We start from the raw sequence: 18,313 nt of genomic DNA, 5'->3' as shown, positions 1-18,313 counted from the left end.
CCGGCAGGTCACATGGGGCGCGACGACTCGCGCCGCTTGACCGCCCGCAGCACCACGAACTTCGGTTCGCTCGCGACGACTTCGCTGTTGCCGAAGAGCCGCCGCAGATGCGTGTGGTAGCCCATGTGCCGGTTCGCCACCACCCACAGCTCGCCGCCAGGCCGCAGCACCTTGCGCGACTGCGCGAACATCCGCAGCGCCGTCGCGTCCGTCGTCGCCTGATGGGAGTGGAACGGCGGGTTGCACAGCACCAGGTCCACGGAGTTCGGCGACAACATCGCCACCCCGTCGCCGACGTGGAACTCGGCGGTCCGACGGCCCGCGCGGACGTTCGCCTCGTACGTGGCCCGCGCCGAGGCGACCGCCTGGTACGACTCGTCCGTGAACACGACCTCCGCGTCCGGGTCGTGCACCTGGATCGCCGTGCCCACGACACCGTTGCCGCAGCCCAGGTCCACGACCCGGGCGCCGTCGGTGTTGGTCGGCAGGCTCTGCAGGAAGAAACGGGTGCCGATGTCCAGCCGGTCGGCGCAGAAGATGCCGGCGTGGTTGACGACGGTCAGCCCGGAACCCGAGCCCGCCTCCTGGTCCACCGTGTACGTCAGCGGCCACGGATCGGCGGCCACGGGACGCACGGCACCGGGCGCGTCCGGGGTGCAGAAGATCAGCCGGGCCTTCTTCTCGGCGAGCGAGGTCCTCGTCGGGCCGAGGATCTTCTCGAAGAGCCGCAGCGTCGAGGTGTGGATCTCCTTGACCATGCCGGTGCCGACCACGACGGTGCCGGCGTGCACGTGCGGCGCCAGCCGGTACAGCTGGTCCTCCAGCAGCGCCAGGCTCTTGGGCACGCGCACCAGCAGTACGTCGATCCGCTCCGGCGGCGGGTCCTGCGTGGTCAGCAGCGTGACCGTGCTCTTGGCGGTGCCGATCCCGGCCCGGTCCAGGTTCGCGGCGGTGGCGGACCGGCTCAGCGCGGAATCGGTGATCTGGATGGGGTGATGGGCGGCGAGCGCCGTGGTCAGCGCCCCCCACCGGTCCCCGAGCACGACGATCCGGCCCGCGGAGGCCAGGTCCACCGGGCCGCGCTCGCCGGTACCGGAGTCGAGATGGCGCAGCAGGTACTCGTCGGCGGCGTCCCAGGCACGGAGCCGGTCGCGCGGGTCCTCGGGGAAGCGGGTGAGCTCGTAGGAGCCGAAAGGCGTGGTCAGACGGTTCATATCCGCCCCAGGCTAACCGAGCCGCGCCCCCGCCCCCCCCCGCGCGGCGGGGGGCGCCCCGCGGCCCCCCCCCGCCGGGACCTACTCGGGGAACTCGCCGGCCATCGCGGCGGCGATCCGCAGGTACGGACGGGCCTCGGCGGCCCGGCCCTGGCGCTCCAGGGTGCGACCGAGCATCAGCTGCGCGTAGTCCTCCACGGGCCAGCGCTCCAGGATGGACCGCAGCTCCCGCTCGGCGCGCGCGAGCCGCGCGGAGTGGTAGTAGGCGCGGGCCAGCAGCAACCGGGGCGCCAACTGTTCGGGCGCCTCGCTCGCCAGGCCCTCCAGGAGGCGGGCGGCCGTCGCGTATTCCTTCGCGTCGAAGAAGAGCCCGGCCCGCGTCCAACGGTCGGCGGCCGTTCCGTGCTCCAGGTAGGCCGGGTCCTTGATCGCGAAGATCGCGTCCACGGGCTCGGCCGGCTCGATCGGGTCCATGTGCTCCACGTGCTCCACAGCGTCCCTTCCGGCGCTCGGGTGGTCTGTACGGAGCCTCCAACACGCCCGGCCGGTGGAACATTCCACCTCACGCCGGTGCCGCCGCGCGGCCAGTGCCCCGACCGGAAGGGTTGACCGCCTCACGACGCCCGGCACGGCACCTCGCCGCGTCGTCGGGCCACGCGAGTACGTCCAGTACGAGCCGTGGTGCCCTCTGCCGTGCGACCCACGGCACCAGACGCCGCGAAGCGGCAAACCTTTCCGGCCCGGGCACTAGGTTGTCCGCATGAGCAATCTCGATCGCCAGCCCGCTCTCTCCGCCTGCGGCGGCCGCGGATTCGTCGTGGCCGAACCGGTGCGAGAGCTCCTCAGCCCGCGCACCGTGAAGCTCGGCGAGTCCTCGGAGGTCCGCCGGCTCCTGCCGAACCTGGGCCGCCGCATGGTCGGTGCGTGGTGCTTCGTGGACCACTACGGCCCGGACGACATCGCGGACGAGCCCGGCATGCAGGTCCCGCCGCATCCCCACTCCGGACTCCAGACGGTCAGCTGGCTCCACGAGGGCGAGGTCCTGCACCGCGACAGCGTCGGCAGCCTGGAGACGATCCGCCCGCGCGAACTGGGCCTGATGACTTCCGGACGCGGCATCAGCCACTCGGAGGAGAGCCCCCGGCCGCACGCCCGGTTCCTGCACGGTGCCCAGCTGTGGGTGGCCCTCCCGGACGCCCACCGCAACGTGGAACCCCACTTCCAGCACCACCAGGAGCTCCCCCACGTCACGGCCCCGGGCCTGACGGCGACGGTCATCCTGGGCACCCTGGACACGGCGACCTCGCCGGGCACCGCGTACACCCCGATCGTCGGCGCGGACCTGGCCCTCGCGGCGGGCACCGAAACCCGCCTCCCGCTCGACCCGGACTTCGAGTACGCGGTCCTGTCCATGTCGGGCGAGGCCCACGTCGACGGCGTCCCGGTCCTCCCGGGCTCGATGCTCTACCTCGGCTGCGGCCGCACGGAACTGCCGCTGCGGGCGGCCTCGGACGCGGGGCTGATGCTGCTGGGCGGCGAGCCGTTCGAGGAGGAGATCGTCATGTTCTGGAACTGGATCGGACGGTCACACGATGATATCGCGCAGGCCCGAGAAGACTGGATGAACGGGTCCCGATTCGGCGAGGTGAAGGGCTACGACGGCCCTCCGATTCCGGCCCCAGAGCTTCCCCCAACCCACCTGAAGGCGCGAGGAAGGGTGCGTTGACCTGCTGGTTTGTGTGCGCGAGGGCTGGGTGTGGAAATCGCGCCCGGCCCTCCGGTTTTGGATTCTCAGGGGAGGCTGTCGAATGCGGGGCGAGAGCCTTCGGCGCCGACGGTCGAGTCTCATGTGTCGCAGGCTGTCACCAGGTTTGGTCGGACGAATGCTGACCTTTTGCTGACTTTACTGACGAGTAGTTAGATCTGGTTGGCGGCTGCGTCGCCGCCTCTTGGCGGTCAAGGGCGATGGTGGGCGCCGCCGGGCCGTCGCCTCCCACCACCCTGGCGGCGAACCATGCCGGGGTCTGCGATCCATGGATGAGGGGGGCGGGTTAGTGCGCGGCGGGTGTTGTGCACAAGTGACAAGACATTGCTCGGCCGGTCCTCTTCGCCGCGCGGAGCTGGAAACGTCGTGTGAGAGCGGGAAGCCTACGGCTCCGATGTGACGGGGCGTTCCAGTGGAGTGCCCTCTTTGAGGAATCGGGTGACCGCGTCCATGCGGTCGGAGAATCCGACTGGTGTGTGGTCCGCCAAGAGGTCGAGGTGATCGGCGGGCCAAGCTTGGGGGTTGCCCTTCAGCAGCACGAGGCGCTGGTCGAAGGCGTAGTCCGCGCGCTCGATGCGCTGCACGAGCGACAGGGCATGCTCCAGGCCCTGCTCAGAGCCGCCGACGGCCTGCACCAGGACTGTTCGCTTGGGCAGGTTGATGCGCGCGGTGGGGCGTACCTTGGCGCCGCGGGGGAGCTCCACGGTGGGGCGCCGGTCGTAGGCGATGCGGGCATCGTCGAGGTACGCGTAGAACTGACGCACGAGCTTGCTGTCCCGGTCAGGGGCTGCGAGCCATCGCAGGCCGTCGGTGGTCAGCATCGCACTACTGATGTCCGATACGAGCGTCGCCGCCTGTTGCAGGGGCCGGCGGCCAACGATTCGTCCGTCCACTTCGCTGAGGCGGAATGCGCTGAGTGTCTCGGTCCAGGCGGTCGCTGCTCGGGTTGGGCCCCAGACATCGACTCCGGCATCGGCCAAGCGAGAAACCATGGTGCCGCCGTCGCTGGCCAAGGCGTCGTCTCCGGACAATCGGAGAAGGACGGTCAGGCCGTCTCCGTCGGCGAAGTACGAGCGTCCTGTGAGTGCGACGGATCCCGGGCGGCCTGCCGGTGCGATGTGCCAGCAGCGCAAGTCCTCGGTGAGGCGAGGGTCGAGGGGGGAGGCGCTCATGGGTATTCCTCGAATCCCTCTAGCGTCGGGGCCGGTATCGGCGGCGTGGGCGGAACCCAAACGTAGCCTGCGGAGATGTCCATCTTGCATTCCAGGACGAAGTCCCTGACGACGCGGTCGTACTCTTCGTCCATAGAGGTGAGCGTCGCATTGGCGATCGGGTCCGGCGCGTGACGGATGTCGTCCGGGCGTAGACGTCCCCGTTGCCTCGGTGTTCGCTCCACCTGTGTTTGTGCGTGCGATTGATGAAGTGCTCGCCCGTTTCACGGTCGAGGTGTGTCCCCCGAACATCGAGGCGGCGGAGGACCGTGCGGCTTCCGGGGTGGAGGAGTATCAGGCTGTACTCCCACGGCTTGTCGAGGCCTATTCGGAAGCGGAGGTCGAGGCGGCAGGAGAGTACTGGCCCGCATCTGGCCCGGATCGTGGTCGTGGGGGAGCCCAGGCCCCGACCTGGGGCCCGACGCCCTCGCGTTGGGGCTCCAGCGCCCGACGGCGGACACGTCACTGACCAGGTCGTAGACCCGGGCGGCGCGGCATCGACCCAGCCGTGCCGGGTGAAGGTGAAATCCGATGTGCCCAGGACCCGCTGGTGCCTATCCACGCCAGGGTCAGGCTGTGCGGTCGGGCCCCGCCCATACTCGGATCCATGAAAGCAAAAGTGCGGCTCGGGGAGTTCCTGCAGACGCGGCGATCCCAGCTGCAGCCGGAGGATCTCGGGATACCCGACTACGGCGAGCGGCGCCGGGTGCAGGGTCTTCGACGCGAGGAGCTGGCGTCGCTGGCGGGTGTCAGCGTGTCCTACTACACCCGGCTGGAACAGGGGCAGTCCCTGAACGCCTCACCGCAGGTGCTGGACGCGATCGCACGGGCCCTGCGGCTGGAGGAGGCCGAGCGCCTGCACCTGCAGAACCTGGCCCGATCCTCGGCCACGGGCTCGGTACGAGGCCGCCGGCCCGCCCCGGAGCGGGTGACGGAGGCGACCGGCCAGCTGCTGGAGGCACTGGTCCACGTCCCGGCCATCGTGACCGGCCGCCGCAGTGACGTCCTGGCATGGAACCGGCTGGGCCATGCGCTGTTCGCCGGACACCTGGACCCGGGCACGCCGTACCGGCCGCCACAGCGGCCCAACATGGCCCGGCTGGTGTTCCTCGATGCGCACACCCGCGACCTGTACGCCGACTGGCCGGCGAAGGCCAGGGCCGTGGTGGGGAATCTGCGCCTGGTGGCGGGCCGGCACCCGGACGACACCGCGCTCCATGCGCTGGTGGGCGAACTGAGTGCGAAGAGCGCGGACTTCGCCTCGATGTGGGCCGACCACCGCGTCACGGCCTGCGCCGTCGCGACCTACGAGATGCGGCATCCGCTGGTCGGCCCGCTGACCGTCACCCAGCAGACCCTGAGCCCAGACCAGGACCCGGATCAGGGGCAGAGCATCGTGGTCGCCACCACCGAGGCCGACTCGCCCGCGCGGACCACGCTGGCCCTGCTCGACCAGGTCACCCCGCAGCACGACCCGGCGCGACCGGGAGTCCGGGCCGGGTCCGGCTGACCCGGCCCACACCATCGGACGCCGCACAGACGTCCGCGAGTGCCCGTCCGTCCCTCCACTCGCCCCGGTACGAGCGGCCACCGGCCGCCCCTCCCTGAAGCCATCCCCAACCCCCGCGCGTCGGCGTACCGCTGCCGCATGCCCGAAAACAGTGAAGGAACCATGTTCAAGAACACGTACACGTGGTCCAAGTCCGCCACGGCAGCAGCCGTCGTACTGACCGCGGCAGCGGTCCTCGCGGCCACCCCCGGCGTCGCGTCAGCCCTCTCCGCCCCGCTGAGCTGCGCACGCGTCGCCACGCACTTCGACCTGGCCCGGCACCAGACGCCGGAGAACATCGCGCTGGCTCCCGACGGCAGCGCGTACGTCACCTTCGCCGCCGCTCGCCAGGTCGCCCGCATCGCCCCCGGGGGATCCACCCGGATCCTGGCCACCCTGCCCGCACCCGCCGACGGCGGCGTCCACACCCCGGTCCTGGGCTTCGCCCTGACCACCGGCATCGTCCGTGCACACGACGGCACCCTGTACTTCCTGTACGCCACCGGCACCTCCGAACTGACCGGCCTGTGGCGCCTGCGCCCCGGCGGCACACCGCAGCGCATCGCCGCGCTGCCCGCGGCCGGACTGCCCAACGGCCTGGCCCTGGACCCGCGCACCCGCACCCTCTACGTCACCGACTCCGTCCTCGGCACCATCTCCAGTGTGCCCACCACCGGCGGCACCCCCCGCACCTGGTCCGCCGCCCCCGAGCTGGCCTCCAACGGATTCCTCGGCGCCAACGGGCTGAAGATCCGGGGCGGGGCCCTGTGGGTCACCAACCTCGACCGGGGCGTCGTCCTCCGCATACCCGTCCAGCGCGACGGTCGCACCGGCCAGGTCCAGACCCGGGCCACCGGCCTGGCCGGGATCGACGACTTCGCCTTCACCGGCCACGGCGACCAGATCCTGGCCGCCCTCAACGGCCCCGGCGAGGTCGCCCTCGTCCAGCCCGACGGCACCCACTCCACCGTCCTGACCGCCGCCGACGGCCTGCAGAACCCCACCTCCATCGCCCTGCGCGGCGACACCGCCTACGTCCTGAGCGCCGCGTACGTCACGGCCAAGGACCCCAACCTCCTCCTGGCCCACCTGAACGGCTAGCCCCAATGTCCTGAGGGTCCATCAGGATTCATGGCACTCGCCACCCGGCGTTGCGGCCGGTGCGACGGTCCCCGCAGCCGACGCCACATCGGCCGAGGCGCTGATCGCGGTTCTTGGAAACGTTCGGTGCTTGGCCGCGGCATCGCTACGCCTCCGAGGGTGTGGCCGGCCGCGTCGCGTAACGGTGGCGCATGGCGTCGCTGGCTGCGGGGCCTGCGGTGAAGACGTAGGTGTCGCTGTCGTCGAGCCGGCAGCCGGTCTTGGCGTCGACGACGACGGGCTCGACTTCCTCGCCGCTGTGCGCGTTGACGAGGATCATGCTGCGTTCGGCCGGTGTGAGGCGGGAGTTTCCCCACGCGGCCAGGGCGACGATCACCGGTCGCAGGGAGTGTCCGAGTTCGGTGAGGACGTACTCGTGGCGCACCGGGTTGGTCTGGTAGGGCCGGCGCTCCAGTAGTCCGTCCGCGACGAGGGTTTTAAGCCGGGTGGTGAGCATGCTGGAGGAGATGCCCAGGCTCTCCTGGAACTGGTCGAAGCGGGTGTAGCCGTCGAAGGCGTCGTGGAGGATCAGCAGCGTCCACCACTCGCCGACGTGTTCCACCGTCGTGGAAAGCGGGCATTCCCGGTCCTCCAGCCTGATCCGGCTTGCCAAGGCGACCATCCCCTCAGTTACTGCTAAAGTCGAAGTTAGTGACTTCCATTTTAGCAGTAGCAAGGGATGGGGCGCCCTCTGCGCCCCGCACCCGGGAACGGAGCGCAGCGTGACCGCATCCATCGGCGAATCTCTCGAAGGCCGGCGCGCTCTGGTCACCGGAGGCACCAAGGGCACTGGAGCCGCCATTGCCCGGCGTCTCGCCCAGGCCGGCGCGACCGTACTGGTCACCGCCCGCAGCCGCCCCGACGACGTGGAGGAGAAGACGTTCGTCACCGCCGACCTGTCCACCGCCCAGGGCGCCGCAGACGTAGCCGCCGAGGTGGGGGCCCGCGTGGGAGGCGTCGACATCCTGGTCAACACCCTCGGCGGGTCCGAGGCACCGGCCGGCGGGTTCGCGGCGCTCGGAGAGGACGACTGGGCGAGGGAGCTGAACACGAACCTGCTGGCCGCCGTTCGTCTGGACCGCGCGCTCCTGCCGCACATGATCGCCACGGGCAAGGGCGCAGTCGTGCACGTCACCTCGATCCAGCGCCGCATGCCGCTGTGGAACGGAACTCTGGCCTACGCCGCAGCCAAGGCCGCCCTGACCACCTACAGCAAGGGCCTGGCGAACGAGGTCGCCCCGCACGGCGTCCGCGTCAACACCGTCTCGCCCGGCTTCGTGCAGACCTCCGCCGCCGACAACCTCATCGCCCGGATCGCACAGGAGGCAGACATCACCCAGGAAGCCGCGCTGGGCCGGCTCATGGACTCCCTGGGCGGCATCCCTCTCGGCCGCCCCAACCGGCCCGAGGAGGTCGCCGAGCTCGTCGCCTTCCTCGTCTCCGACCGCGCCTCGGCCATCGTCGGCGCCGAACACGTCATCGACGGCGGCACCACCCCCACCGTCTGAACCCGCCACCACACCGAGGAACGTCATGCACGACAACCAGCCCCGAACCATCACCCCGGACACCCTGCCCGAGGTGATCACCCGCTACCTCACAGCGCACCGCGCCCACGACACCGCAACCGCAATCGCGGCGTTCACCCGCGAAGCCACGGTGATCGACGACGGCAACACCTACGAGGGCACCAAGGCGATCGAGGGGTGGCTCGGCCGATCCGCCACCGAATTCACCTACACCATCCACCTCGCGAACGCTCAGCAGACCGACGCGGCCCACTACATCGCCACCCACCACCTCGAAGGCAACTTCCCCGGCGGCACCATCGATCTGCGCTACCAGTTCGCACTCCGTGGCAACCTCATCGAACGCCTTGTCATCGAGCCTTGAGTCCGCTCACCTGTTGCCGCCTGCGCGACAAGCCCCGCTCACCCAGGGGCGCCCCCGCCCCTCCCAGCCGTACCCAGTATCCGCCCGACCGCCGGGCCAGCCCGCGGTGCTGCCCGCCGGACTGGACATAGCCGTAGACCTCATGACTGGTCTGGAGCCCGTTCACGACGGGCGGTTCGCTCGTGGAGGTCAGCCGCCTGGAGATACTCGATCGACGCCTCGGTGTCCGACGTGATCTCGGCGAGCTCCCGGGCAGACGGTCTCACTTGGCTCTGACATCGAAGTCATCGACGTCGACAGGCTCCCGCTCCACTTCGACGCCGAGCTGCCGCGTGTGCCCGGGGCCCGTGACAGCCCGGCTCGGGTGGCACTGGCGTCGGGCCAAAACACCCCGGTCGGTCTGGAAGGGTTGGCCCGGCGCAAAACCTGTGCCGGAACGCATACCACCTCCGTCGACCGGGAGAGAAGCATGACCATCAAGGACATCGGGCCCGAACCTCAGAGTTTCGACCTCGAGCAGGCGACGCTGGAGAACACCAACTACCGCTCGGTCGCCTGGTCCGGGAAGTACCTCCAACTGACCCTCATGTCGATCCCGGTGGGCGAGGACATCGGCCTGGAGGCGCACCCGGAGACCGACCAGTTCCTCCGGCTCGACGCGGGTCGCGGCCGCGTTCAGATGGGCAGCGCGAAGGACCGCCTCGACTTCGATCAGGAGGTCGAGGACGGCTGGGCGGTCTTCGTACCCGCCGGCACGTGGCACAACGTCACCAACACCGGGGACGAGCCCATCCAGCTCTACGCCGTCTACGCCCCGGTCCACCACGCCCCGGGCAAGATCCACGCAACCTTCGCCGACGCGGAAAGCGACGAAGAGTCGGGCAACGACGAACCCCCGACCTGGTCGGTCCAGCCCACCCACCACCCCGCGGACAAGCACGCCTGACCACCAGTGGGGACCCAGGAGAACAGACGAGCACCAGGTCGCTGACCTGGGCTCCGCTATGGAGCGGATGCCGGACCCGGATCGGCTTCCGGCACACGACCCGCTGACCGGGTCCGGTCGGTCCTCGCGGTATGCACCGCGCGTGGCGCCGGTTGCCGCGCAGTCCTCCCGCGACGACACCGCAAGCCCGGTCCCGGTCAGGGCCGGGCCGGGCCGGTTCCCGCGAGCACCTCGGGGTGCAGCAGGGAGGCGAGCCGCTCGGCCGGCAGCAGCCCCCGTTCCAGGACCAGCTCGGCCACACCCCGGCCGGTGGCGAGGGCTTCCTTGGCGATGTCGGTGGCGGCGGTGTATCCGATGTGCGGGTTCAGGGCGGTCACCAGGCCGATGGAGTTCTCGACGGTGGCGCGCAGCATCTCGGTGTTGGCGGTGATGCCGCTCACGCAGCGTTCCGCGAGGGTGAGGCAGGCCGCGCGCAGGTGGGTGACGGACTTGGACAGCGAGTGCAGGATGACCGGCTCGAAGGCGTTGAGCTGGAGCTGTCCGGCTTCGGCGGCCATGGTGATGGTGATGTCGTTGCCGATGACCTCGAAGGCGACCTGGTTGACGACCTCGGGGATCACCGGGTTGACCTTTCCCGGCATGATGCTGGAACCGGCCTGGACCGGGGGCAGGTTGATCTCGCCGAGTCCGGCGCGGGGCCCGGAGGACAGCAGGCGCAGGTCGTTGCAGGTCTTGGACAGCTTGACGGCGACGCGCTTGAGGACGCCGGACATCTGGACGAAGGCGCCGCAGTCCTGGGTGGCTTCGACCAGGTCGGGAGCGGTGACCAGGGGCAGGCCGGTGATGTCGGCGAGGTGGCGGCGGGCGGCCTCGGCGTATCCGGCGGGGGCGTTGAGACCGGTGCCGATGGCGGTGGCGCCGAGGTTGATCTCGTGGATCAGTCCGAGGGCCTCCGCGAGTCGGCTGCGGTCCTCGTCCAGCATGACGGCGAAGGCGGAGAACTCCTGTCCGAGCGTCATCGGCACGGCGTCCTGGAGCTGGGTGCGGCCCATCTTCAGGACATCGTGGAACTCGGCGGCCTTGCGGGCGAAGGCGTTCTGCAGGACGGCCATGGCGTCGAGGAGACCGCGCACCGCGAAGACGGTCGCGATCCGCACGGCGGTCGGGTAGACGTCGTTGGTGGACTGGCCGAGGTTGACGTCCTCGTTGGGGTGCAGGTGTCCGTACTCCCCCCTGGAGTGGCCCAGCAGCTCCAGCGCGCGGTTGGCGATGACCTCGTTGGCGTTCATGTTGGTCGAGGTGCCGGCGCCGCCCTGGATGACGTCGACGACGAACTGGTCGTGGAGCTCGCCGCCGCGGATCTCCTGGCAGGCGGCGACGATGACGGCCGCTTTCGCGGGGTCCAGCAAGCCGAGTTCGGTGTTGGCGAGGGCTGCGGACTCCTTGACGGCGGCGAGGGCGTCGATCAGGTGCGGGTAGGTGGAGATCGGCGTGCCGGTGATGGGGAAGTTCTCGGTGGCGCGCAGGGTGTGGACGCCCCAGTAGGCGTCGGCAGGGACGTCGCGGTCTCCGAGCAGGTCGTGTTCACTGCGGCTGGAGGCGGTCATGAGTGTGCGGGTCCTCTTCCTGAGGTGGGCGGATCAAGGCGGTGGAAAGGGAGAAAACGGGAGTCAGGGGGTCACGGTGGCAGGGGGGCGGGGCGGGTTCAGGGCCGCCACCGGGCGGATGCGGCCGACGGGCCGGCCGCCGCCGGTCACCGGCTCGCCCGCGAACCCGGCCAGCAGGCGGGGCTCGACTCCCGCACAGGCGAGGGCGGCGGCCGTCACCGCGATACGCGCTCGGTCGGCCCCGTCGGCGACCTTCACGGCGACGGCCCGGCCGTCGGGCAGCGCGGCCAGCTGGACGCCCTCGAAGCCGTCCTTGGCCAGCAGCCCGGGCACCGCGCGCATCAGTGCGGCGGTGTCCCTCCCGGTACCGGAGGCCATCTCCGGGTGGAGGCGCAGTGCGTTCGCCACGCGGTGCTCGAAGGTGTCCGGGGCGGCCGTGGCGATGCGGGCGGCGGCGCGGGCCAGGCCGTGCAGGGACACCGCGAACAGCGGCGATCCGCAGCCGTCGACGGTGACGTTCGCGATGTGCCGGCCGGTGAGCTCCTCGACGACCTCGGCAATCGCCCGCTGGAGCGGGTGGTCCGCGTCGAGATAGCTCTCCAGGGGCCACCCGGACAGCTTGCACAGGTACAGCATCGCCGCGTGCTTGCCGGAACAGTTCTGGGCGAGGCGGGACGGCCCGCGGCCCTCGCGCACCCAGGCGTCCCGGACGGCCGGGTCGTAGGGCAGGTCGGGGACGTTGCGCAGGTCGGCCTCGGTGAGACCGGCCAGCTCCAGGATCCGCCGGACACCCGCGAGGTGGCGCTCCTCGCCGGAGTGACTGCCCATCGCGAGGGCGAGCAGGGCTCCGTCGAGCGGCAGGCCGGCCCGCACCATGGCGACGGCCTGGACCGGCTTGAGCGCAGAGCGCGGATAGCAGGCGGCCTCGATGTCCCCGATGCTCGTCCGGACCTCGCCCTCGCCGTCGAGGACGGCGACGGAACCGTAGTGGACCCCCTCGATCATGCCGCCCCGCACGACGTGGGCGACGGGGGCGTGCCGGGGCTCGCGGATCGCGGGCGCGTCCGCGAGGAAACTGCTGCGCATCACTGCCTCGTTCTGTGGTGGGTCGCTGCTGACCGGGGGTGGCGACCGCCACCCCGGTCAGCAGGCGGACGGGCGGGCGTCCGGCTCAGCCGTCGCTCCGGGCGGCGGCGCGCGCCACGCGGCCGCGGACCGCGTACCAGCCGGCGACCAGCGCCGCGGCGATCAGCGGTACGCACAGCACGGTGGTGCGCCCCGCTCCTCCGTCGGCGTACATGAGGACCAGGACGGAGGCGAGGAAGGCCAGTGTCACGAGTTCGGTCCAGGGGGAGCCTGGCAGGCGGTAGGAGGGGCGGGTGAGTTCGCCGTTGCGGGTCTTCCGCCAGAAGAGGAGGTGGCAGACCATGATCATGCCCCAGGTGGCGAGGATGCCGATGGCGGCGAGGTTGAGGACGATCTCGAACGCGTCCGCGGGGACCACGAAGTTGAGCCCGACGCCCAGGACGCACATGCCGCTGGTGAGGAGGATGCCGCCGTAGGGGACCTGGGTGCGGCTGAGCCGTGCGGTGAACCGCGGGGCGGAGCCGTTGACGGCCATCGAGCGCAGGATGCGGCCGGTGGAGTAGAGACCGGAGTTGAGCGAGGACATGGCCGCGGTGAGCACGACCAGGTTCATCACGTCGGCGGCCGCCGGGACGCCGATGTGGGAGAGCACGGTCACGAAGGGGCTCTGGCCGGAGCTGTAGCTGCTCCAGGGCATCAGCATCGACAGAAGGACGACCGAGCCGACGTAGAACAGGCCCACGCGCCACATGATCGAGTTGATCGCCTTCGGCATGATCTTTTCGGGGTTCTCGGTCTCACCGGCCGTGACGCCGACCAGCTCGACGGAGGCGTAGGCGAAGACGACGCCCTGGATGATCAGCAGCATGGGGAGCAGGCCGTTGGGGAAGATCCCACCGTTGCCGGTGATCAGGGCGGGACCGGGGACGGCGCCGTCGACGGGGTGCCGGGTCGCCAGGAGGAAGATCGCGATCCCCATGAAGACGACCAGGGCCCCAACCTTGACGATGGCGAACCAGAACTCCAGTTCGCCGAAGATCCGCACCGAGATGAGGTTCACGCTGAGGACCACGGCCAGCGCAATGAGGGCGATCACCCACTGGGGGACATCGGAGAACAGGTGCCAGTAGTGGGTGTACGTGGCGACAGCGGTGATGTCGGCTATGCCGGTGGTCGCCCAGTTGAGGAAGTACATCCAGCCCGCCGTGTACGCGCCCTTCTCCCCGAGGAACTCCCGGGCGTAGGAGACGAAGGCGCCGGAGGACGGCCGGTACAGGACGAGTTCGCCGAGCGCGCGCACGACGAGGAACGCGAAGACCCCGCAGACGGCGTAGGCGACGAACAGGGAGGGCCCGGCGTCGGCGAGGCGTCCGCCCGCGCCGAGGAAGAGCCCGGTGCCGATCGCACCCCCGATGGCGATCATGTTGACGTGGCGGGGTTTCAAGGACTTGCTGTAGCCGGTGTCCCCGGCGTCGACGTGACGGGTCGTGGGGCGCTTCTCGTCTTTGAGGAACTGCTCGCTCACGCCTCGGCTCTGCCTTCCGTAGGGGCGGTCGTGCGCTGGGGGCGCACGATGTCGGTGAGGGTCGTCTCGACCCGCAGCAGGTGGTGGGACATGGCCTCCACCGCGTCGTGCTCGCTGCCGTCGGCCAGCGCCTCGAGGATCGCCCGGTGCTCGCAGTTGGACTGCTCGCGCCGGCCGCCCAGTTCGTTGAGGAAGGTCGACTGACGCGCCAGTGCGTCGCGGATCTCCTCGATGACACGGCGGAAGACGGGGTTGCGGGAGGCCTCGGCCACCGCCAGGTGGAAGACGGTGTCCATCGCCACCCACGCGGTGGTGTCGGTCTCCTGCTCCATCCGGTCCAGCAGATGGCTCAGGTGGTCCAGGTCCTCGGGGGTGCGGCGCAGTGCGGCGTACCCGGCGACCGGGATCTCGACGTGGCGGCGCACTTCCAGCAGGTCGCTGGCGGCGTAGTCGCCGAAGGTGGGGTCCTCGACCGTGTTCGCCACGACGAAGGTGCCCTTGCCGCTCTTGGAGACGGTCAACCCCATGGCCTGCAGGGCCCGCAGGGCCTCCCGCAGTACGGGCCGGCTGACCTCCAGGGTGCGGCACAACTCGGCTTCGGAGGGGAGCTTGTCGCCTACGGCGTACTCACCGCGCTCGATGGCGCTGCGCAGGTGGCCGAAGACCGCTTCCATGGCGCTGACGCGTCGTGGAAGGGGGCCACCTGTCTGGCTGTCTGACAGGTTCACGCTGTGATCCTGGGGGGTCCGCCCCGAGGTGTCAAGGCACCCGTGCCGGGAGAGTCCGGCCCGGCACGCTTCGCACCGTGCGCGCGTTCCGTCCGGCAGCCCCGGGCGGGAGCGGTACCTCCGGCGGAGCCCGCGGCAGCCACCAGGGCCCGCACGACCGGCGCGGCGGCGCCCATCTCCGGGTGCCACTGCACACCCACCGCGAAGCGGTGCCGGGTGCTCTCTATGGCCTCGACGGTGCCGTCCGCCGCACGGGCGGCGACGACCAGTCCCGCGCCGAGGCGGTCCACCGCCTGATGATGGTGCGTGGCGACCTGGTGCGTCCCCGGCAGCAGGGCCCCGACCCGCGTCCCGGGTGAGGTGGTCACGGCGTGGGAGCAGAAGTGGCCCCGGTAGGGGTTGTGGCCGTCGTGGCCCACCCGGTCGGGCAGGTGCTGGATCAGGGTGCCGCCCTCGTGTACGTTCAGCAGCTGCATCCCCCGGCACACCCCGAGCACGGGTATGTCGCGGGCGAGGCCGGCGGTCAGCACGGCCCGCTCCCATGCGTCGCGCTCGCGCACCGGCGGCCCGGTACGCGGATGGGGCACGGCTCCGTACAGGGCGGGATCCAGATCCTCGCCTCCCGCCAGGAGGATCGCGTCCAGACGCTCGACGACGTCGGCCGCGGCCTCCGGCGCGTCCGGCGGCAGCAGTACGGCGCGGCCGCCGGCCGCCCGGACGCAGTCCGCGTAGGCCGCGGGCAGCACTGCGGCCGGCAGGTCCCACTCACCCCACTGGGCTTGGGCGAGGTAGGTGGTGAGTCCGATGAGCGGTGGCTGGGCCATACCACTTCCTTTCGGGGCATGAGGGGTGACCGTTGACAGCCGGAGTCAGCCGGCCGCCACCGCCACGGCAGGCGGCGGTGGGTGGCGAGGCGGTGCGGACGCAGGCCACCGGGACGGCGAGGGAGGGGAGTTGGCGGTCCGGGAGCGCAGGCTTGCGTTTTCCTGGCCGCAAGCAAGAATCCTGCTGGCGTTCAACTCCAATCACAAGAAAACAGATCTTCGCGACAGATAAGTGAGCCTTAACTCCGTGCACGGACTCGACCCCCGCCTGCTCGCCACCCTCGAAGCCGTCGTGCGGCACGGCTCCTTCAGCGCCGCCGCACGCGAACTCGGCTACAGCGCGCCCGCCGTCTCCCAGCAGATCGCCGAACTCGAACGCCGCGCCGGCCTCAGGGTGCTGGAGCGGCGACCCGTCCGCGTCACACCGGCGGGCGAAGTCCTCCTCGGCGCGGAGCAGGGCGTCCGCAGCGCGCTGGCGGCGGCGTCGGTCGAACTCGGCGCCATGCGCGCCGGTACGGCCGGACGGATCCGGCTCGGCGCCTTCGCCTCAGCCGCCACCGGCATCGTTCCGCAGGCGCTGGCCAGACTCCACGCGGCCTACCCCCACGTGCAGGTCAGCCTCAGCCAGCTGGAGCCCGAAGCCGGCTACAACCGGCTCAAGCGGGGGGACATGGACCTGGCGCTCAGCTACGACTACGACTTCATCCCCGTCCCGCCGCCGCGGATGCTGCGCCGGACGCTGGTCGCACGGGATCCGGTGGTGGCCGTCGTGCCGGCGCGCCACCCCCTGGCCGACCGGGAGGTCATCGACCTGGCCAGCCTCGCCTCCGAGACGTGGATCGCCGCTCCGGAGGCCGCGCTGCGCCTGGAACTGCTCTCGCAGATGGCCAACACGCCCGGCTTCCAGGCCCACCTGCAATACGAGGGGGACGACTTCAACACCGTGCTGGGGTTCGTGGCCGCGGGCCTGTGCGTGGCCGTCATGCCGCGACTCGCCCTGCCCCCCACCCACACCCAGGTGGTGGCCCGCCCCTTGGCCGAGCCACAGCTGACGCGCTTCATCTACGCCGTCCGCATCGACACCCGGCACGCCCCGCGAGCCGTCCTGGACCTGGAAGAGATGCTCGCCGCCCAGGCGTTGGCCGCGCTCGCGTAAGGCCCGCGGTGTCCCGGGGTCAAGCGGGTGAACGGATCGTGGGGGAACGCGAAAAGCGGCCAACTTGGCGGCCGTCGCACGCGCGTAGACCTCACCGGCACGCCGCACTTCCCATCGTGTCCGACTACCGGACACTGTGGCTGAAAGTTAAACTATTGTGTGACGGGCGCACTACGTTTGCCGCGGTTGACGTTCCAGCGAGAGGAAACCCCTCATGACCGCAGCCGACAGCGCGCCGGGAACGGCGCGCGTCCTCACCGGCTACCGCCCCGAGGACGGCTTCATGGCCGCCGAGCTGGACCCGCCCCCGGCCGAGTACGTATGGCACGACGAGAACGCCGAGCAGCAGGATCAGCGTTACGGCCCGGGAGTCCGCTACCAACAGTGGTTGGCGGTGGACGCCCGCGACGGCGCCGTCTGGTTCGGCGACACCGACTGGCGGGCCCCGCGGGAGTCCTCTGGCAGCCGGCTCCCCGGCATCCCCCGCAGGGCACTCGGCGACGGGAACGTCCCCGACCCCGGCATCATGGTGCAGCTGCTCGGCCACCTGAGCCACGACGAACAGCGCGGCTGTACATGGCGCTTCTTCGACGCCGAGGAACTGCACGCGCTCGCGGTGCGCGTCTTGCCGGCCGTGCAGCGGCTCGTGGACTCGATCCATCGGATCGGGCCCGACGGCGAGCTGGAGTGGTCGGCCGAGGCGGCCACCGCATGGGACGACATCGAACAGGCCGCGACGCCCGCCTTCGACCACTCCGGGGAACTCCTCTGGCCCAGGCCGCGTACCACACCGGTCCCGGCCTGGCGTGTTGAGGTCGGCGCCTTCCTGGCCGCCAACCCCGGGCTGTGCGATCCCTCCTGGGACCTGGCCACGGACGCGGAACTCGACACCTACGCCGACTACAGCCCCCAGAACGGCTACGGCGGCGTACCGGGCCGGATCTGTCGCGACGCCGACCAGCAGATAGAGGACGGCTTCACCTTCTACGGCCACCGCGCCGCCCTGTACGCCTACCGGGCACGGGCCTGCGGCGACCGTACTCCGACAGACGCCCGCGTCTGGCTGGAGACGACGGGGGCCGGGCGGGACGCCTGGGAGGCGGCCAAGCCCCTCGGAGCCACCCTCGCCGACGTCCCCGACTGCGTGCTGGTGTCCCTGGCCGAAACGTTTCAGAACGCCGCGCACAAACACGGGCTGGCCCTGACGGGCCTGACCGCCCATCTCCGGCAGCTGCGCGGCGCGGAACGCGCCGCCGTCGACCGGCAACTTGTCCACGAGGGCGAGGAAGTCGAACGCCTCGAAATCATGCTCAAGGACTTTCGAGCCGCACGTAACCGCACCGTGACGCGGATCCTGGCCTGGTCCGACGGACGCGGGGACGCGGAGATCGCCCGCCTGGCCTCCATACCCGACGCATACGTCAGTGACTGGAGGGCCCGCCTCACCGACGAACAGACCACCATGACCCCCGGACCGTGAAGCACGCGCGGCCATTGCCAGAGCGTCAGGCTGCGGCCTTGCGCTTGTCGTAGGGGTCGAAGCCGACGGCCGCCAGCAGGACCAGGCCCCTTTGGTCTCCTGGTGGTACAGCAGTCGCACTCATGCTGACCTGGGAAAACGGCGCTGCGCAAGGCTCTTGGGTGTGAGCTGGTCCGGATTTGGTCCAAG

General features: G+C 70.7%; 18 protein-coding genes. 8 read left to right on the top strand and 10 right to left on the bottom strand.

The features are described 5' to 3' along the window. Positions 1-8: 8 nt before the first annotated feature. Together ACFYZL_RS32270 and ACFYZL_RS32265 are read right to left on the bottom strand one after the other, a co-directional pair. Complete coding sequence (locus ACFYZL_RS32270; protein WP_384745412.1) at positions 9-1,205, bottom strand: methyltransferase; 1,197 nt, start codon at positions 1,203-1,205, stop codon at positions 9-11. 90 nt (positions 1,206-1,295) lie between these two features. Next, the gene (locus ACFYZL_RS32265) at positions 1,296-1,688 is read right to left on the bottom strand and encodes a tetratricopeptide repeat protein (RefSeq protein ID WP_388683901.1); all 393 of its coding nucleotides are present in this window, start codon (positions 1,686-1,688) and stop codon (positions 1,296-1,298) included. 286 nt (positions 1,689-1,974) lie between these two features. Here ACFYZL_RS32265 and ACFYZL_RS32260 point away from each other — a divergent pair, with 286 nt between their 5' ends. After that, positions 1,975-2,940 carry a pirin family protein gene (locus ACFYZL_RS32260; RefSeq protein WP_388683898.1) on the top strand — a complete coding sequence of 322 codons (966 nt, stop codon included), beginning with the start codon at positions 1,975-1,977 and terminating at the stop codon, positions 2,938-2,940. A 422-nt stretch (positions 2,941-3,362) separates the two neighbouring features. Here ACFYZL_RS32260 and ACFYZL_RS32255 read toward each other — a convergent pair whose 3' ends face one another. Further along, positions 3,363-4,151, bottom strand: a complete 789-nt coding sequence (locus ACFYZL_RS32255; protein WP_388683896.1) for a hypothetical protein — start codon at positions 4,149-4,151, stop codon at positions 3,363-3,365. Continuing rightward, entirely contained in the window at positions 4,148-4,285 is a 138-nt protein-coding gene (locus ACFYZL_RS32250) for a hypothetical protein (RefSeq protein WP_202198247.1), read from the bottom strand. Before ACFYZL_RS32250 ends, ACFYZL_RS32255 begins: the two co-directional genes overlap by 4 nt. Before the next feature lie 512 nt (positions 4,286-4,797). Between ACFYZL_RS32250 and ACFYZL_RS32245 the strand changes: the two genes are divergently transcribed. Beyond that, positions 4,798-5,700 (top strand): helix-turn-helix domain-containing protein, encoded by a 903-nt coding sequence (locus ACFYZL_RS32245; RefSeq protein ID WP_388683894.1) that lies wholly within the window; start codon positions 4,798-4,800, stop codon positions 5,698-5,700. A gap of 162 nt (positions 5,701-5,862) precedes the next feature. Beyond that, the gene (locus tag ACFYZL_RS32240) at positions 5,863-6,840 is read left to right on the top strand and encodes a hypothetical protein (RefSeq protein ID WP_388683891.1); all 978 of its coding nucleotides are present in this window, start codon (positions 5,863-5,865) and stop codon (positions 6,838-6,840) included. Positions 6,841-6,985: 145 nt separating this feature from the next. Here the strand turns inward: ACFYZL_RS32240 and ACFYZL_RS32235 are convergent, their stop codons facing one another. After that, entirely contained in the window at positions 6,986-7,501 is a 516-nt protein-coding gene (locus ACFYZL_RS32235) for a winged helix-turn-helix transcriptional regulator (protein ID WP_388683889.1), read from the bottom strand. 100 nt (positions 7,502-7,601) lie between these two features. Between ACFYZL_RS32235 and ACFYZL_RS32230 the strand changes: the two genes are divergently transcribed. From ACFYZL_RS32230 to ACFYZL_RS32220, 3 genes are all read left to right on the top strand, one after another. After that, positions 7,602-8,387, top strand: a complete 786-nt coding sequence (locus ACFYZL_RS32230) for an SDR family oxidoreductase (RefSeq protein ID WP_388683887.1) — start codon at positions 7,602-7,604, stop codon at positions 8,385-8,387. A 25-nt stretch (positions 8,388-8,412) separates the two neighbouring features. Beyond that, on the top strand, positions 8,413-8,772 hold the full coding sequence (locus tag ACFYZL_RS32225) for a nuclear transport factor 2 family protein (protein WP_384745327.1): 360 nt from the start codon (positions 8,413-8,415) through the stop codon (positions 8,770-8,772). Positions 8,773-9,241: 469 nt separating this feature from the next. Continuing rightward, positions 9,242-9,718, top strand: coding sequence for a cupin domain-containing protein (locus tag ACFYZL_RS32220; protein ID WP_388683884.1), 477 nt, complete (start codon positions 9,242-9,244; stop codon positions 9,716-9,718). A 197-nt stretch (positions 9,719-9,915) separates the two neighbouring features. Here ACFYZL_RS32220 and aspA read toward each other — a convergent pair whose 3' ends face one another. From aspA to ACFYZL_RS32195, 5 genes are all read right to left on the bottom strand, one after another. After that, positions 9,916-11,325 carry an aspartate ammonia-lyase gene (aspA, locus tag ACFYZL_RS32215; protein ID WP_388683882.1) on the bottom strand — a complete coding sequence of 470 codons (1,410 nt, stop codon included), beginning with the start codon at positions 11,323-11,325 and terminating at the stop codon, positions 9,916-9,918. Positions 11,326-11,388: 63 nt separating this feature from the next. Then, entirely contained in the window at positions 11,389-12,411 is a 1,023-nt protein-coding gene (locus ACFYZL_RS32210; RefSeq protein ID WP_384749463.1) for an asparaginase, read from the bottom strand. Positions 12,412-12,496: 85 nt separating this feature from the next. Then, the gene (locus tag ACFYZL_RS32205) at positions 12,497-13,936 is read right to left on the bottom strand and encodes an amino acid permease (RefSeq protein WP_384749460.1); all 1,440 of its coding nucleotides are present in this window, start codon (positions 13,934-13,936) and stop codon (positions 12,497-12,499) included. Continuing rightward, the gene (locus ACFYZL_RS32200; RefSeq protein WP_384749457.1) at positions 13,933-14,664 is read right to left on the bottom strand and encodes a FadR/GntR family transcriptional regulator; all 732 of its coding nucleotides are present in this window, start codon (positions 14,662-14,664) and stop codon (positions 13,933-13,935) included. The genes ACFYZL_RS32205 and ACFYZL_RS32200 overlap by 4 nt, the downstream gene beginning before the upstream one ends. Then, positions 14,661-15,488: a gamma-glutamyl-gamma-aminobutyrate hydrolase family protein gene (locus tag ACFYZL_RS32195; RefSeq protein WP_384749455.1), complete on the bottom strand. Its 828-nt coding sequence runs from the start codon at positions 15,486-15,488 to the stop codon at positions 14,661-14,663. Before ACFYZL_RS32195 ends, ACFYZL_RS32200 begins: the two co-directional genes overlap by 4 nt. A gap of 247 nt (positions 15,489-15,735) precedes the next feature. On the opposite strand from ACFYZL_RS32195, the gene ACFYZL_RS32190 reads away from it, so the two are divergent. Together ACFYZL_RS32190 and ACFYZL_RS32185 are read left to right on the top strand one after the other, a co-directional pair. Beyond that, positions 15,736-16,644: a LysR family transcriptional regulator gene (locus tag ACFYZL_RS32190; protein ID WP_388683878.1), complete on the top strand. Its 909-nt coding sequence runs from the start codon at positions 15,736-15,738 to the stop codon at positions 16,642-16,644. A gap of 214 nt (positions 16,645-16,858) precedes the next feature. Continuing rightward, a complete protein-coding gene (locus ACFYZL_RS32185; protein ID WP_388683876.1) occupies positions 16,859-18,124 on the top strand; it encodes a hypothetical protein in 1,266 nt (421 codons plus the stop codon). Positions 18,125-18,313: the final 189 nt, after the last annotated feature.

Origin of the sequence: Streptomyces sp. NPDC001717 (genome assembly GCF_042892775.1) — a bacterium.
Classification (GTDB): Bacteria; Actinomycetota; Actinomycetes; order Streptomycetales; family Streptomycetaceae; genus Streptomyces.
The sequence above is the reverse complement of the archived record's forward strand: the minus strand, read 5'-3'. Positions and strand labels throughout refer to the sequence as shown.